At 44.4% G+C, this 13,494-nt stretch carries 16 protein-coding genes; 4 read left to right on the top strand and 12 right to left on the bottom strand.

What is annotated here, in order from left to right:
• Positions 1 to 48: 48 nt before the first annotated feature.
• Positions 49 to 1,014, bottom strand: coding sequence for a ribose-phosphate diphosphokinase (locus IGJ05_RS15310; RefSeq protein ID WP_010749060.1), 966 nt, complete (start codon positions 1,012 to 1,014; stop codon positions 49 to 51).
• A gap of 71 nt (positions 1,015 to 1,085) precedes the next feature.
• Positions 1,086 to 1,625 (bottom strand): C39 family peptidase, encoded by a 540-nt coding sequence (locus IGJ05_RS15305; RefSeq protein WP_005233534.1) that lies wholly within the window; start codon positions 1,623 to 1,625, stop codon positions 1,086 to 1,088.
• A 140-nt stretch (positions 1,626 to 1,765) separates the two neighbouring features.
• On the opposite strand from IGJ05_RS15305, the gene IGJ05_RS15300 reads away from it, so the two are divergent.
• On the top strand, positions 1,766 to 3,658 hold the full coding sequence (locus IGJ05_RS15300) for a M13 family metallopeptidase (protein WP_225001279.1): 1,893 nt from the start codon (positions 1,766 to 1,768) through the stop codon (positions 3,656 to 3,658).
• Positions 3,659 to 3,708: 50 nt separating this feature from the next.
• Here the strand turns inward: IGJ05_RS15300 and IGJ05_RS15295 are convergent, their stop codons facing one another.
• The 3 genes from IGJ05_RS15295 to IGJ05_RS15285 are packed head-to-tail and all read right to left on the bottom strand — an operon-like array spanning position 3,709 to position 5,311.
• Positions 3,709 to 4,008: a hypothetical protein gene (locus IGJ05_RS15295; RefSeq protein WP_225001278.1), complete on the bottom strand. Its 300-nt coding sequence runs from the start codon at positions 4,006 to 4,008 to the stop codon at positions 3,709 to 3,711.
• On the bottom strand, positions 4,009 to 4,572 hold the full coding sequence (locus IGJ05_RS15290; RefSeq protein WP_074934050.1) for a cysteine hydrolase family protein: 564 nt from the start codon (positions 4,570 to 4,572) through the stop codon (positions 4,009 to 4,011).
• A gap of 43 nt (positions 4,573 to 4,615) precedes the next feature.
• Complete coding sequence (locus IGJ05_RS15285; protein ID WP_005227823.1) at positions 4,616 to 5,311, bottom strand: 5'-methylthioadenosine/adenosylhomocysteine nucleosidase; 696 nt, start codon at positions 5,309 to 5,311, stop codon at positions 4,616 to 4,618.
• A gap of 151 nt (positions 5,312 to 5,462) precedes the next feature.
• On the opposite strand from IGJ05_RS15285, the gene IGJ05_RS15280 reads away from it, so the two are divergent.
• Entirely contained in the window at positions 5,463 to 6,065 is a 603-nt protein-coding gene (locus IGJ05_RS15280; RefSeq protein ID WP_225001276.1) for a class I SAM-dependent methyltransferase, read from the top strand.
• Between the two features lie 57 nt (positions 6,066 to 6,122).
• Here the strand turns inward: IGJ05_RS15280 and macP are convergent, their stop codons facing one another.
• The gene (gene macP, locus IGJ05_RS15275) at positions 6,123 to 6,419 is read right to left on the bottom strand and encodes a cell wall synthase accessory phosphoprotein MacP (protein WP_005227820.1); all 297 of its coding nucleotides are present in this window, start codon (positions 6,417 to 6,419) and stop codon (positions 6,123 to 6,125) included.
• Positions 6,412 to 6,990, bottom strand: a complete 579-nt coding sequence (locus IGJ05_RS15270) for an NUDIX hydrolase (protein WP_005227818.1) — start codon at positions 6,988 to 6,990, stop codon at positions 6,412 to 6,414. The genes macP and IGJ05_RS15270 overlap by 8 nt, the downstream gene beginning before the upstream one ends.
• Positions 6,991 to 7,208: 218 nt before the next feature.
• Between IGJ05_RS15270 and IGJ05_RS15265 the strand changes: the two genes are divergently transcribed.
• Positions 7,209 to 7,850: a 5-bromo-4-chloroindolyl phosphate hydrolysis family protein gene (locus tag IGJ05_RS15265; RefSeq protein WP_266166507.1), complete on the top strand. Its 642-nt coding sequence runs from the start codon at positions 7,209 to 7,211 to the stop codon at positions 7,848 to 7,850.
• A gap of 98 nt (positions 7,851 to 7,948) precedes the next feature.
• Complete coding sequence (locus IGJ05_RS15260) at positions 7,949 to 9,142, top strand: toxic anion resistance protein (RefSeq protein WP_005227814.1); 1,194 nt, start codon at positions 7,949 to 7,951, stop codon at positions 9,140 to 9,142.
• Between the two features lie 84 nt (positions 9,143 to 9,226).
• Here IGJ05_RS15260 and IGJ05_RS15255 read toward each other — a convergent pair whose 3' ends face one another.
• The 5 genes from IGJ05_RS15255 to IGJ05_RS15235 all read right to left on the bottom strand — a co-directional run bounded on the left by IGJ05_RS15255 (position 9,227) and on the right by IGJ05_RS15235 (position 13,493).
• Positions 9,227 to 10,558, bottom strand: a complete 1,332-nt coding sequence (locus tag IGJ05_RS15255; protein ID WP_266166506.1) for a sensor histidine kinase — start codon at positions 10,556 to 10,558, stop codon at positions 9,227 to 9,229.
• Positions 10,552 to 11,238, bottom strand: a complete 687-nt coding sequence (locus tag IGJ05_RS15250; RefSeq protein WP_015510460.1) for a response regulator transcription factor — start codon at positions 11,236 to 11,238, stop codon at positions 10,552 to 10,554. Before IGJ05_RS15250 ends, IGJ05_RS15255 begins: the two co-directional genes overlap by 7 nt.
• 74 nt (positions 11,239 to 11,312) lie before the next feature.
• Positions 11,313 to 11,471, bottom strand: a complete 159-nt coding sequence (locus IGJ05_RS15245; protein WP_005233508.1) for a hypothetical protein — start codon at positions 11,469 to 11,471, stop codon at positions 11,313 to 11,315.
• A 41-nt stretch (positions 11,472 to 11,512) separates the two neighbouring features.
• On the bottom strand, positions 11,513 to 12,826 hold the full coding sequence (locus IGJ05_RS15240; protein ID WP_005227808.1) for a PASTA domain-containing protein: 1,314 nt from the start codon (positions 12,824 to 12,826) through the stop codon (positions 11,513 to 11,515).
• Positions 12,819 to 13,493 (bottom strand): ABC transporter ATP-binding protein, encoded by a 675-nt coding sequence (locus tag IGJ05_RS15235; protein ID WP_225001273.1) that lies wholly within the window; start codon positions 13,491 to 13,493, stop codon positions 12,819 to 12,821. The genes IGJ05_RS15240 and IGJ05_RS15235 overlap by 8 nt, the downstream gene beginning before the upstream one ends.
• Position 13,494 lies beyond the last annotated feature (1 nt).

Here is a 13,494-nt window from a genome sequence, read left to right as displayed (position 1 = left end):
TGCAAAAGCACCCGCTGTCCCTAAGGATAGCGGGTGCTTTTCATATTTTTATTTATACTCTTTGCTTTCCAGGCGGAACAATGGACTCATTGGTGTATTTTCGTGAATGCGGCGAACGGCTTCCCCCATCAATTCGGCACAAGAAATGTAGTGCAGTTTTTCTGGATGGCGTTCTTCGCTGGTCCAGCAAGAATCGGTGACACAAATACTTTCAATCGCTGATTGATCCAAAATTTCTTTAGCAGGCGGTGAAAGCAAGGCGTGAGAGACACAAGCATACACTTCGCTGGCACCAGCTTCCTTCAACAAGTCTGCCGCTTTTGCCAATGTATGGCCGGTATTTAAAATGTCATCAACCAAAATACATTTTTTCCCAACGACATCACCGATCACATAGCCGCCATCGGCTTCATCTTGATCGACGATCGCGATCGCTGTATCTAAGTATTCTGCCAAACTACGGGTCCGTTGGACACCGCTGTTTTTTGGTGAAACTACGACATAGTCGTCACCGGTCATTTTTTGTTCGCGATAGTAATGGGCAAACAATGGGATCGTAAAGAGATTATCCACTGGGATGTCGAAAAATCCTTGAACTTGGACGGCATGCAAATCAAGCGTCAAGATTCGAGAAGCCCCTGCTTCCACCAGCATATTGGCAATCAATTTTGCAGTGATCGGCTCATGCGGGTTGGCGGTTCGGTCTTGCCGTGCATATGCGTAATAAGGCAAAACGACATTGATGGTCTTCGCACTAGCCCGTTTCATCGCATCGATCATGATCAATAGCTCTAAATAGTGATCATTGACGGGTTCATTCGTCGATTGAATGATATAAATATGGTCGCCCCGCACACTTTCTTCGATATTGATGGCAATCTCTCCATCACTAAACTGTGTCACTTTTGACTTCCCTAGTTCTGTACCGAAAACTTTCGCAATGTTTTCTGCTAATGGTAAATTTCCATTTAAACTAAAAATTTTCAACGAACTATCTTTATAACTTTCGCCCATGATTGCCTCCAATGAATGTGGTTGTTTTCTTCTATTCTAGCACAAAGTGACTGTTTTTTTAACCGTCTCGTTCAAGGAAGTGTGACGGTACCGTTTACCCAACTGGCGGGAATCACTTTTTTGTAGTTGCCCCAGTTGTCATGAACTTTAAAATAGCGTTCTCCGCTGGCGGTTTCAGCGTAGGCGTAAGCCACGACCCAATGATTGCCATACGTGCTTCCTAAAGGCTTCAAAATACCGATGATCACCGGTTTGCCTTCATCGATTCGTTTGCACGCTCGATGCCAGCCGCCAACAACAGTCGCACGTCCGCGGTAAGGCAATTGGAATTGATCGAAAAACCGAGTCAATCCATGACTGACCTGCCAAGCGATCGTCGGCAACCCATGAGGCTGAATCAGCACCCGCAGCATTTCCGTCACTACTGTCAGATCCCGCTGTTTTTTTCTACGAAACGCTTTCGGGATGATCGTTTCATCGATGTAATCTTGATAGTAGGCCAAAAAGACGGCTGCCGCATAGGTGCCGCATAAATACCCTGAAGGAGTGACCCACTGCTTATACGGACGAAACCGCTCTTCGGCGATCCCTTTCCACTCTACTTGTTCCATCTCGTTCACCTGCCTTTTTTCTTATTATACCTTAGATTCTCCTCCTACTTGGATCAAAACCCTTTTTCGTCTAGAAAACTTTTCTTTGCGTCCTTACAGATTTTGTTTCATAATAGTAGAAAGCGAGAGGAGCGAAAGACATGACAACCTTGTTAAAAGATGATTTTTATGACTATGTAAATGGCGAGTGGCTGGAGACCGCTATTATTCCAGCAGATAAACCCGCTACGGGTGGATTCCAAGATCTCGTTGACGGAATCGATTCCTTAATGATCGCAGAATTTGAAAATATGGCACACGATCCCCATGCTACGCCAAAAGGCCGCATGAAGGATGCTGTGGCTTTTTACCGCTTAGCCAGCGATTTTGCCCAACGAGAGGCAGCTGGCGCTACTGAAGCATATGCACTATTAGCAAAAATCGAAGCGTTGCCTTCTTACGAGGAATTGAATCAGCAACTGGCTAGTTTCGTTTTAGAGGGCATTGCCTTGCCTTTCCAACTAGATGTCGATGCAGACATGAAAAACGCGCAAATGAATACTTTGTCGGTCTATCCGCCTGCTACTATTTTGCCGGATAAAACTTATTACACAGAAAATCCCCAAGCAAGCGAAATGCTGCAAGTCTACTTTGAGATGGCCGTCAACGTTTTAGTTGCTTATGGAAAAGACCAAGCAGAAGCGGAATCGTTGGTAGAGCAAGCGATCGCTTTTGATAAATTGATCGCCCCTCACGTCCGCAGTGCGGAAGAAAGTGCGGATTATAGCAAAAATTACAATCCTCGCTCCTTGGAAGAATTTGCAAAGCAAGCCAGCAAGATCGATTTTACACAACTCTTGACGGCCCTTTTACCAGGGACACCAGAAGACCTGATCGTAACGGAACCCGCTTACTTTGAAGCCTTTGACATTATTGTTTCTGATAGCCATTTTGAACTCTTGAAAGGCTGGATGATCGTCAACCAAAGCTTGCGCTATACTAGCTATCTGAGTGAAGAATTGCGTCAGTTAGGCGGAACCTACAGCCGCTACTTATCAGGGATCGATGAAGCACCTCCCCAACAAAAAGCGGCTTATTACTTAACGATGGGTCATTTTAGTCAAGTGATCGGTGATTATTATGGACGCAAGTACTTTGGGGAAACGGCGAAAAAAGACGTCAAACACATGGTGGAAACAATGATTGCTGTCTACCAAGATCGTTTGCGCAACAACACGTGGTTAAGTGAAGAAACTCGCCAAAAAGCGATCATCAAATTGAATCGTTTAGGCATCCATGTCGGGTACCCTGATCAAGTTCCTGCCATTTATGACCAATTGCATACCGATGAAGAGAAAAGTCTGCTGGCAAATGCCCTGCATTTCAATCGTTTGTTCCGAGAAGATGCCTTCAAAAAATGGCAGCAGCCCGTGGATCGCGAGGAATGGGAAATGTCCGCCGCTACCGTGAATGCCTACTATCACCCATTTAAAAACGTGATCGTTTTCCCAGCGGCAATCTTACAAGCACCTTTTTATAGTTTGGAACAATCCACCAGCGCAAATTATGGGGGGATCGGCGCGGTCATTGCTCATGAGATCTCCCACGCCTTTGACAACAACGGGGCAAAATTTGATGAATATGGTAATTTAAACAATTGGTGGACAGAAGAAGATTTGGCACACTTTGAACGCTTAGCTCAAGCGATGATCGACGAGTTTGATGGCCTGCCCTTTGCCGGCGGTACCGTAAATGGAACGTTGACTGTTTCTGAAAACATCGCCGATGCAGGCGGACTAAGCTGTGCGCTAGAAGCAGCGCAAAAAGAAAGCGATGTTTCTTTAGCAGACTTCTTCACCAATTGGGCGAAGATCTGGCGTACAAAAGCCAAAGAACAATACCAACAGCTCTTACTATCGATCGATGTCCACGGACCAGCGAAACTACGTGCCAATATCCAAGTCCAAAATATCGATGAATTCTATACAACCTTTGATATCAAACCTGGTGACCCTATGTATCGTGCACCAGAAGATCGTGTGCAGATCTGGTAAACAAAAGAGCAAGCAGAAAAATCTGCTTGCTCTTTTTCTTCGCCAATTGTTTATTTCTGTAAAGCTTTTTTCATCATACTGATCACAGAATCAAATTGGGAATGCTCATTGACGACTTGATCGGCTTTTTGTCGATTGGGGCGGTCTTTTAGAAGGTCGAAGATTTGATTTTCATTCTGGATGCCTAATTTAGCCATAAACTCATCCAAGTTCTGAAAATCCGTATACTTTTGTAAGAAGTCATTGTTCAACAACGCCTTCACATCAAGATCCCCTTTTTGATACGCTTGATAAAGGCTAGTCAGTTCACTGAAACTGAAATTTGCTTTTAATTGATCCATCCATCCCATTTATGCTTCCTCCTTCGCAGAAATGATTTTCGCGCCCAGGGTATTTTCAAAATGGCGTAGTGCCCATTCATGTCCGACCGCGTCAAAGCTGGCAACAGTATCTGCATCGATCACCAGTTGGTAGCCTAAATTATAGGCATCCACTGCTGTATGCAAGACACAGATGTCGGTACAAACGCCGGTCAGGTACAATTCCGTAATCCCTCTTTCCCGCAGTCGGATGTCCAAGTCGGTACCGCTAAAGGCGGAGTAATGACGCTTGTCGATCCAATAGACATTTGGCGCTTCCTGATAGTTTTCATAAAGCGGGGCTAAACGGCCGTAAAGATGTCGCCCCGCACTGCCCGCAAGATTGTGGGGTGGGAACAAGCGGTTTTCAGGATGATAGTTGTCTGTTTCCTCATGACGATCAATGGCAAAAACGACATACTCACCGGCTTCGATAAAGGCTTGCGTCCGAGCCACTAAGGCAGCTTCAATCGCTTGCCCAGCAGCACCCGTGGTCAATCGTCCCTCATCTGCAACAAAATCAAACGTATAATCAATGGATAGTAATGCTCTCATGCTTCCTTCCTCCTCTTACGGATCGGCTCTCCTGTTTTTTAAGTTACTTTAATGTTTCAACGAATGCCAAGACCATTTCAGCGGAACGCTTGCCAGCTTCTAAGATAAACTCATCAAAAGAGACGGTTGCTGCGTGGTCGGCGGTATCGCTGATCGCGCGCACGATCAAGAAAGGAATATTGAATTGCTGCGCGGTCTGTGCGATCGCGGCGCCTTCCATCTCACAAGCCAAGGCATCTGGAAAATGGCCTAAAATCTCCTGTACTTTTTGCGGGTCATGAATGAAGCTGTCACCGGTAACGATCAGTCCCTTTTTCACGGTATGATGAGTCGCTTCTGCGGCTTTCGTCATCTCACTGATCAAATAGCGGCTGGCTTCATAATACAAAGGCATCCCGCCAGGCAGCTGGCCATATTCATAACCAAAGCCCGTCACATCGACATCAAAATAGGCCACTTTATCTGAAATCACTAAATCCCCTACTTGTAAGCCGGCACCGATCCCACCAGCTGATCCAGTATTGATCACCATATTGACCCCATATTGTTGGATCAATAAACTAGTGGTGATCGATGCCAGAACTTTGCCGATACCTGAACGAACGACGATCACTTCATGATTGCCGATACTTCCTGAAATAAATAGTGCGCCGCCGCGTTCCCAAGAAAGCGGTGAAATCAACTGTTCCCGCAACGCCTTGATTTCTTCCTCCATTGCACCAATAATACCAATTTTCATGTGTTTGCCTCCTGCTTCTCGTTTATTTTTCACCCTTTAAAATGAAAAACAACAGAAATTCCCACGTATCTACTGACGTGTTTTTCTCCTTTCATGATAAACTAGTTTTGACGAAACGAACAGTTTTTTGTCATTATAAAAGGAGGCACTTATGTCTGAAATTTTCAACGCCATGGCAGCAAAATACGATACCCCTGAACGGATCGCGTTAGCACAATTAGTCACCCAAACCCTTGAACCTTATTTTAAAGACAACCAGCACCAAACTCTGATCGATATCGGCGGCGGTACCGGCCTAGTAAGTCTGCCCTTAGCAGCTTATGTCCAGCACTTAGCCATCTGGGATACTGCCCCTAACATGATCGAGGTTTCTGAAAAAAAAATCAACCAACTGCAGCTGGCCAATGCTTCTGCAACTGTCCACGATCTGCTGCAAGAATCCTTACAAGCAAAAGCAGACGCGGTGCTGCTATCCCTCGTCTTGCTGCATATTCCTGACACAGCCGCTATGATGGAAAAACTATACGCCTTGCTACAGCCAGGAGGAACCTTTTATCTAGTGGATTTTCTCAAAAATCCCGCCGTGTCTCACCCGCTCATTCATAATGGGTTTGACCCTGCCGCATTGACTCAACTGGCAGAGACGACTGGGTTTACTGCCACTTCCTTTACCGTTTTTCATGAAGCGGATCATTTGTTCATGAATCAGCCAGCTGCCATGTTTTTAGCTATTTTGAAAAAGCCGACCGAATAACAAAAAAGCCGCACTTGCAGAAGATGCAGGGGCGGCTTTTTCTTAGTACTAGAAGAATCACAACAAAAAGATCGCCAAACCGACGACGACTAACAATAAAGTGACGATCACAATGGCTTTCATTAAAAAACGGTTCAGATCCCGAGATTTTTGGTTCTCACCGGCACGGGTCTTCGTGATTTCTTTGTTTTTCTTGCGCACTTTTCGGTAGTGGTTATCAATTTGTTTTTCTTTTTGTTTCCATTCTTTCTTGCTTTGCTTTTCTACGATTTGCTGATTGCGTTCAGCTGCCGCTTGTTCTTCTTCGCGTCTGCGTCGAAGCTCACTGCGGGTGATCAATGGTTCTTTAGGCAAGTCCGTTCCTCCGTTTCAATTCCAGCAACTCCCAAAATTGGATCGCAAACACGGTCTTCGCATCACAGATCGTTCCATCAGCGATAGCGGCTTGTGCTTGCTCTAAGGTCAATTCATAGACTTCCAGCACTTCATCTTCGTCTTGCGGTAAGGGATTTGTCACTTTTTCCAGCTCTTTGGCATAATAGACGTGCAAGAGCTCATTAGCAAAGCCTGGTGAAAGGTACATAGAAGAAACGTGCTCCAGCGTTTTTGCACGATAGCCGGTCTCTTCTTCTAATTCCCGGGCGCCAGTCAAATCTGGACGAGCGCCTTCTCCTGGATCGATTTTTCCTGCTGGTATCTCTAAAATCACTCGCTCTAACGGTTTTCTGAATTGGCGAACAAACAGCATTTTGTTCTCACTTGTCAAGGCGATCACGGCAACACCACCAGGATGAAAGACTAGTTCGCGTTTACTGGTCCCGCCATTTGGCAAGGAGACATCATCAACGACCACATCAATGATCTTGCCATGGAAAATTTCATTCCGTTGGATCGTTTTTTCTTCAAAATCTTTAAATTCTAACATCTATCGACACCTAACTTTCCTCATACGTCTTATCTATCAAACACTTTAGCATAATTTAGAAAAAATATCTTCTTAAGAAATAGCAAGAAAGCTTATGAATTTACTAAAAATCGGAAAATCCACCCCAAGTCTGATATTTTTCTTTTAGTGAACATGCTAAAATAAAGATGTCGAATAACCCAATCTACTTGTCCAAGAGATTTTTAGGAGGAGGAAAAATGAAAAAAAACATCTGGCTGATCGTTGGTGCGATCGTCCTCATCAGTATTATTTTTAACGTAGTAGGCGATTCATTTGCGAGCCTATTATTAATCGTCGGTGCGATTTTAGTCTACGTCGGTATTAGAGGGCGTAAAGTTCCAGCAGCCGATCCACAAGTTTTGCCTTCTTTAACGAGAGAACGAGAAGCCCATTACTTGAAAAGCGGAATGACTGCTCGTGAGATCAAATTGTTCCGTGAAACGATGAATCAGACGAAACACCAAATCGATAAATACCAAAAAAATATCACTAGCAATAACAAGTTAAAAGCCATTGACTTGCGTCACGATGCCTTGCGTGCCTCAAAAGCTCTTTTCAAAGAACTCGTGAAAGAACCGACCAAACTGCCTTTGGCAAGTCATTTCCTTTATACCCACTTGCCCAACATGGTCGATTTGACCGATAAGTTCATTGAAATCAATAGCCATGAGATCAAAAGTCGTGAGACCTATGATAAAATCGAGGAAAGCACCCAAATCATCGAGCAAATGGCTTCCTTGATCGCCAAAGACTACTCCCAATTTGTAGCAGACGATCTTGATGACATGGATGTTGAGTTATCCATTGCCAAACAAAGCATAAAACGAGATAATGAATAGGGATAGATTCTGATTGGCAACAAGAAAAGAATCTAAAAAAAAAATCTAGCCCAGGCTAGATTTTTTTCGAAAGCAGACAATTATTAGGAGGAGTTATTATGAGTGAAACACCAAATCAAGTAAAACCCGTAACGGATACGCTTGACGATTTATTGAACAACCCATTTTCAACCCCTGTCGACACTTTGACCACCACTCAACAAGCGGAAATCAGTCAGCTGAAAGAACAGCAAACGGCACCGCGTTTGATTGATAAATTACCGCCAGAGCGTCAAGCACAGGCCCAAGAATTAGCCAGCAAGATCGATGCGACCGACCAGCAAGCGGTCATCACCTATGGTGCAGCTGCCCAAACCAAACTTGGAGAGTTTTCCCAATCCATGTTGAACCATGTCCAAGCAGCTGATATCGGCCCTGTGGGCGACTCATTAACGGAGTTGATGTATCGCTTGCAAGAAGCCAATCCAGACGAACTGCGTGCAGGGGAAGGCAACTTATTCAAGCGAATGTTTGGTAAAGTAAAACAATCCATTTTTGAAATCACCGCTAAATACCAAAAAATCGGTGCCCAAATCGACAAGATCGCCGTCAAATTGGATAAAGAAAAAGACGGTTTGCTAAAAGACAACATGATGTTGGAACAGTTGTATCAAAAGAACAAAGATTACTTTGATGCATTGAACATCTACATTGCCGCTGGCGAGTTGAAGATGCAAGAATTGCAAACCAAAATCATTCCTGAAGCCATGAAAAAAGCAGAAGAAACGAATGATCAAATGGACGTACAGATCGCCAACGATTACACGCAATTTCTTGATCGTTTAGACAAACGGACTCATGACTTGCGCTTGGCACGTCAAATCACGATCCAACAGGCACCGCAAATTCGCCTGATCCAAAACACGAACCAAGCGTTAGCAGAAAAAATCCAAGCTTCTGTCAATACAGCGATCCCACTATGGAAAAACCAAGTGGTCATTGCCTTGACTTTATTGCGTCAAAAAGATGCAGTTACGGCACAACGCCAAGTTTCTGAGACCACCAATGATCTATTGAAGAAAAACTCAGAAATGTTGAAAGTTTCTGCTATTGAAACAGCGAAAGAAAACGAGCGCGGCATCGTCGATATCGAAACCTTGCAAAAAACACAAAACGACCTTGTGGAAACGATCCAAGAAACATTACGGATCCAAAAAGAAGGAAAAGAAAAGCGTCGTGCTGCCGAAGTGGAATTGGGTCATCTAGAAGAAGACTTGAAAGACCGCTTATTGGATTTAACCAGCAACAAGTAAATTTCACCTATCAAAAGAGGACTTCCATTCACGGAGTCCTCTTTTTTTGAAAAATTTTATTTAAGTGAAAGCAGCGATCCAATCTCAATGAAATGAAACTTCAAAGTGATTGACGCCGTCTTGATCCACCGTCAAACTGATTTGTGCCTGCAGCATTTCTGTGATGGCTTTGGCGATGGCTAAACCTAACCCATAGCCACCGTCTTGATGGTTGCGAGAAGGATCCCCGCGGTAGAAGCGATCAAAGACATAGGGAATTTTTTCTTCTGGGATCGGACAACCACTGTTGGACACTTGCAGCACCGTTTTTCGTTGGCGTTCAACGAGTGCCACTGTGACGGTTTCTCCAGTAGGTGTATATTTCAAGGCATTGTCTACCAAAATCATGGTCAATTGCCGTAAGGCTTGCTCATTGCTTTCAAGGCGCACCTGTTTAGCGATCTGTTCCTGATAGTGGATCCCTTTTTCCAGTGCAATGGCCTCCATGCTTTGATAAACACTTTGCACGACTTGACTGGCATCAATCACCGAACGCACGACTTCTTGCTCGGCACTTTCGAATTTGGTCAGCATCAATAAGCTATTTACTAGCTCATCCATCCGTTCGGAACCTAACTGGATGTTTTCCAGCCATTTCATTTGGCTTTCCAAGGTTTCTTCTGGACTGCCAGCTAATACCTCAGCATTGACTTGAATGATCGCCAGTGGTGTTTTCAACTCATGGGAAGCGTTAGAAACAAACTCTTTTTGTTTGCGCCAAGCTAGCTCAACTGGTCGCAATGTCCGATTGGCGACATAAAAGCTAGCGATATAAATACTGACTAAGGCTAAGACCCCGATGAGCAAAAGCGTGGTTCTTAAGTTGCTTAGACTAGTTTTGTAGTCGGTGACATCAAAGAACAGCACTTGATGAAATGGCTCGTAATTATTGATGCTGGTGGAATATTCCCCCGTCGAATCATGATTGATCGAATAATGACTAATGGAAGTCACCAAAAAGAGCGCATACCGCCAGTCTCGGTCATTTACCTTCACTTCATTGGGAATCTCCTCTTGTTTCGTTGCGGCATCGACCAAGGCTTCATAAAGATCACTCTCATCGACACCCTCATCAATACTTTGAATCACGACATCCATTTGATCCACGTCGACTAGAGCGATCTCTCTGAACTCACTGGTACTATTCGTGATGGTCAATATCATTGGATACTCTGGGTCTGTCAGTGATTGCCGGGCCTCCTCCTCATCCAATGGTACCGCAGCTAAGGTGTTGGCTTCTTGCGAAATCAATGATTGGATCTCGTTTTCAATTTGGGTGGCATTCAAAATATAGATAAAGGTAAAGGCACCTAAGACAATGATTGAGATCAACGCCATATTAAACCACAGCATTTTATTCCGTAATTTTTTTAACATGGCGGCTCCTTGCTCTGCAAAATATACCCCGCATTGCGGATCGTGCGAATGCCGATATCCGCTTCAAGCAGCGTCAGTTTTTTCCGCAGCAACGACACATAGATCTCAACGCGGTTTTCTTCCACATCGGGATCAAAGCCCCAAATCTTATTGATGATGGTTTCTTTTGATAAAATCACTTTAGGTCTGGATAAAAATAGCTCCATCAGTTTCATTTCTTTGGGTGACAGCACCACTTGATTGGTCGTCGTAGCCAACTGCAGCTCATTACGCGCCAAGACCACGTTACCAAATGCTAACTGGTCTTCTTGATAATCCAAGTCTTTTCTTCTACTTAATGAACGAATCCGTGCCAGCAGCTCTTTCATTTGAAAGGGTTTCGTCAAGTAATCATCTGCCCCTGCATCCAAGCCGAGTACTTTGTCATCGACTTCGCTTTTGGCCGTCAACATAATGATCGGCGTGCGAATATTTTGCTTGCGTAACGTCTTTAGTAATGTGATCCCATCGATTTTTGGCAGCATGATATCCAAAACGAGAAGGTCATACACCCCACTTGCTGCGTAGTCCAACCCAGTCTCGCCATCATACGCCAAATCAACGGAATAATGCTGTTTTTTCAATAAGCTGGCAACCGCTTCTGCGATCGATGGCTCATCTTCTACGAATAAGATCCGCATCGGTCAGTCCCCCTTTTACACTCATCATTTCTTTTTTCAATCACTTTTCGGTAAGCACAATCATTCCTGTAGGATCATTCCAATTGTTCTCCAATAAACCGTTCTGTTGAAACGATCCGCACGTGTTCGCTGGATTGATGAATCCACATGTGTAGCAACAATGCTACCATACCGCTTAACAAAAAGACAAACAGCTTTTTCCTAAGGTCTTGAAAATTCTCTTGATGACGCATGGGTTTCCTCCTTTTTGCAGGTCATCGATAAATCCGCTCGGCTATTCTGGATCAGTAGCCGCTGGGGCTGTCTGATTGCCTAAGCTGATATCGAAGGTGATCGTATCTTCTAACGGTAAAAACTGATTGAACTTGCTCATCCCCACGATTGTCCCGTAGGGTTCTGCTGAATTGACATAACGGACTTGATAGCTGATGTTCGCCCCTTTTGAACGGAATTCATCAAAGAAAAGTTTTTGCAGATCCCCTTCAAGGAGCTCGCTTCGACGGTAATCTTTGATATACGGTTGACCTGCTGAATAGACGACTTCAATGCCTTGGTCATCTTTGCTGGTTAAAACGGTCCCGGCGGTCTCACTTTGCGAGATCAATTGTCCGTAAGGCAGACTCTGAGTAAACTGCATCCGCATCCGCACAGTGACACCCTCAACAGCGGCCTGGGCATCATCTGGTAAAATCGTTGAAAAGTCTGGTACGGTGACCCCTTTCCCTAGAGAAATCGTTACTTGAAACGCATCCCGTTTCGCGATTTTTTCTTTTGGTGCCACGCTTTGTTCAATGACTTTGCCTTCTTCCACAGTATCCGAAGCCTGTTCTTTGATTTCAAGCTCCAGCTCATGGGCTTTCCCCCATGTTTCTACCTCTGCACGGGTTTTATCACGAAAGTCTGGTACTTCAATATCTTTTTCAAAGGTTTCTTCGCCTTTGGAATAAAAGACTCGTCCGACATCTCGACGATGATAGTTTTCTTGCGAGACTTCTTTATTGGTAAATTCTACTCGAATCGGTGCTTTTTCCTCGATCTCATCGTGGTATTCATCGACGATCGTCAAATTGCTGGCTTGATTTTTTTCGATCCACTCTGCTGCCTCGTCCCTCGTCATTTCCATAAAGTCTGGCAATGCCAATTTCTCTTCTGGATCTGGGCCTTGGCTCACCGTTAGATGCAGGGTGCTTCTTTTTCTGACTCGACTTCTGGCGGCTTCTTCTTGGGCGATCACTTGATTGGCTGGGGCTTCATCATAGGCAGGCGTCACATCGATCGCAAGATCATGTTCCGCCGCCCATTCCCTGACTTCTGAGATCTCTTTGTCCACAAAGTTATCCAGTCGGACGTACGCCAATTGGAAAAATAAAAAGCCGCTGAGTAGAAGTAGTCCGAGTAATGCACCAAGCCCCAGCAGTCGTTTTTTCCGCCGTTTCTTTTTGAAGGAGGGATCGTGTTCGATCCCCTCTTCTAAAGAAGCTGAACCTTTTTCTTTGCGGGAAGCACGGGAAGAAGGTGCTTTAGCTGTAGCTGATTCCTTGTCTGGCTCTTTCGGTTCTTCTTCAAACTTCGATAAAAAATCACTCATAGGCCGTCAACTCGCCGTTTTTCAAATAAAAGGTCTGATCCGACTGCTTGGCAATTTCAGTCGAATGCGTCACTACGATGATGCACTTGTTGTGTAAAGTAGCTAAATCTTTAAAAATATCCACGATTTCTTGCTCCATGCCTTCATCCAAATTTCCCGTCGGCTCATCGGCTAAAATGATATCAACATTGGTCGCTAAGGCACGAGCGATGGCGATCCGCTGTTGTTCCCCACCGGAGAGCTGATTGACGAAACGATCAGCTTTCGTGGAAGTGATTCCGATATAATCCAACAAGCGATACGCAATTTGATCGTGTTGATCGGGGAGTTTGTTGTCTGAGATCGCCATCGAAACAAGGACATTTTCTAATGCCGTCAAATATGGGATCAAGTTGTAACTTTGAAAAATCAAACTGATCTTGTTGCGGCGATACTCTTCATAGCCGATCGTTTTGATATTTTTTCCTTCAAAAAATACTTCCCCATCGGTTGGTTGATCCAATGCGCTGATCAAGGAAAGAAAGGTGGTCTTTCCAGAGCCTGATTTCCCTAAAATCGTGTAAAATTTACCTTTTTCAAAGGAGATATTGGTTTTATCTAAAATCTTCCGACGATTCTCACCATCTTGGTAGTAATACGTCATCTCTTTGGTCTCTAAAATTGCCATG

The sequence above is a fragment of the Enterococcus sp. AZ167 genome (assembly GCF_051714025.1).
Taxonomy (GTDB): Bacteria; Bacillota; Bacilli; order Lactobacillales; family Enterococcaceae; genus Enterococcus_D; species Enterococcus_D casseliflavus.
This window is presented reverse-complemented; position numbering and strand designations above follow the sequence as displayed.

Coding starts and splice junctions, on each gene's coding strand:
- IGJ05_RS15310 (WP_010749060.1), bottom strand. CDS start 1,014: ATGGGCGAAAGTTATAAAGATAGTTCGTTGAAAATTTTTAGTTTAAAT.
- IGJ05_RS15305 (WP_005233534.1), bottom strand. CDS start 1,625: ATGGAACAAGTAGAGTGGAAAGGGATCGCCGAAGAGCGGTTTCGTCCG.
- IGJ05_RS15300 (WP_225001279.1), top strand. CDS start 1,766: ATGACAACCTTGTTAAAAGATGATTTTTATGACTATGTAAATGGCGAG.
- IGJ05_RS15295 (WP_225001278.1), bottom strand. CDS start 4,008: ATGGGATGGATGGATCAATTAAAAGCAAATTTCAGTTTCAGTGAACTG.
- IGJ05_RS15290 (WP_074934050.1), bottom strand. CDS start 4,572: ATGAGAGCATTACTATCCATTGATTATACGTTTGATTTTGTTGCAGAT.
- IGJ05_RS15285 (WP_005227823.1), bottom strand. CDS start 5,311: ATGAAAATTGGTATTATTGGTGCAATGGAGGAAGAAATCAAGGCGTTG.
- IGJ05_RS15280 (WP_225001276.1), top strand. CDS start 5,463: ATGTCTGAAATTTTCAACGCCATGGCAGCAAAATACGATACCCCTGAA.
- IGJ05_RS15270 (WP_005227818.1), bottom strand. CDS start 6,990: ATGTTAGAATTTAAAGATTTTGAAGAAAAAACGATCCAACGGAATGAA.
- IGJ05_RS15265 (WP_266166507.1), top strand. CDS start 7,209: ATGAAAAAAAACATCTGGCTGATCGTTGGTGCGATCGTCCTCATCAGT.
- IGJ05_RS15260 (WP_005227814.1), top strand. CDS start 7,949: ATGAGTGAAACACCAAATCAAGTAAAACCCGTAACGGATACGCTTGAC.
- IGJ05_RS15255 (WP_266166506.1), bottom strand. CDS start 10,558: ATGTTAAAAAAATTACGGAATAAAATGCTGTGGTTTAATATGGCGTTG.
- IGJ05_RS15250 (WP_015510460.1), bottom strand. CDS start 11,238: ATGCGGATCTTATTCGTAGAAGATGAGCCATCGATCGCAGAAGCGGTT.
- IGJ05_RS15245 (WP_005233508.1), bottom strand. CDS start 11,471: ATGCGTCATCAAGAGAATTTTCAAGACCTTAGGAAAAAGCTGTTTGTC.
- IGJ05_RS15240 (WP_005227808.1), bottom strand. CDS start 12,826: ATGAGTGATTTTTTATCGAAGTTTGAAGAAGAACCGAAAGAGCCAGAC.
- IGJ05_RS15235 (WP_225001273.1), bottom strand. CDS start 13,493: ATGGCAATTTTAGAGACCAAAGAGATGACGTATTACTACCAAGATGGT.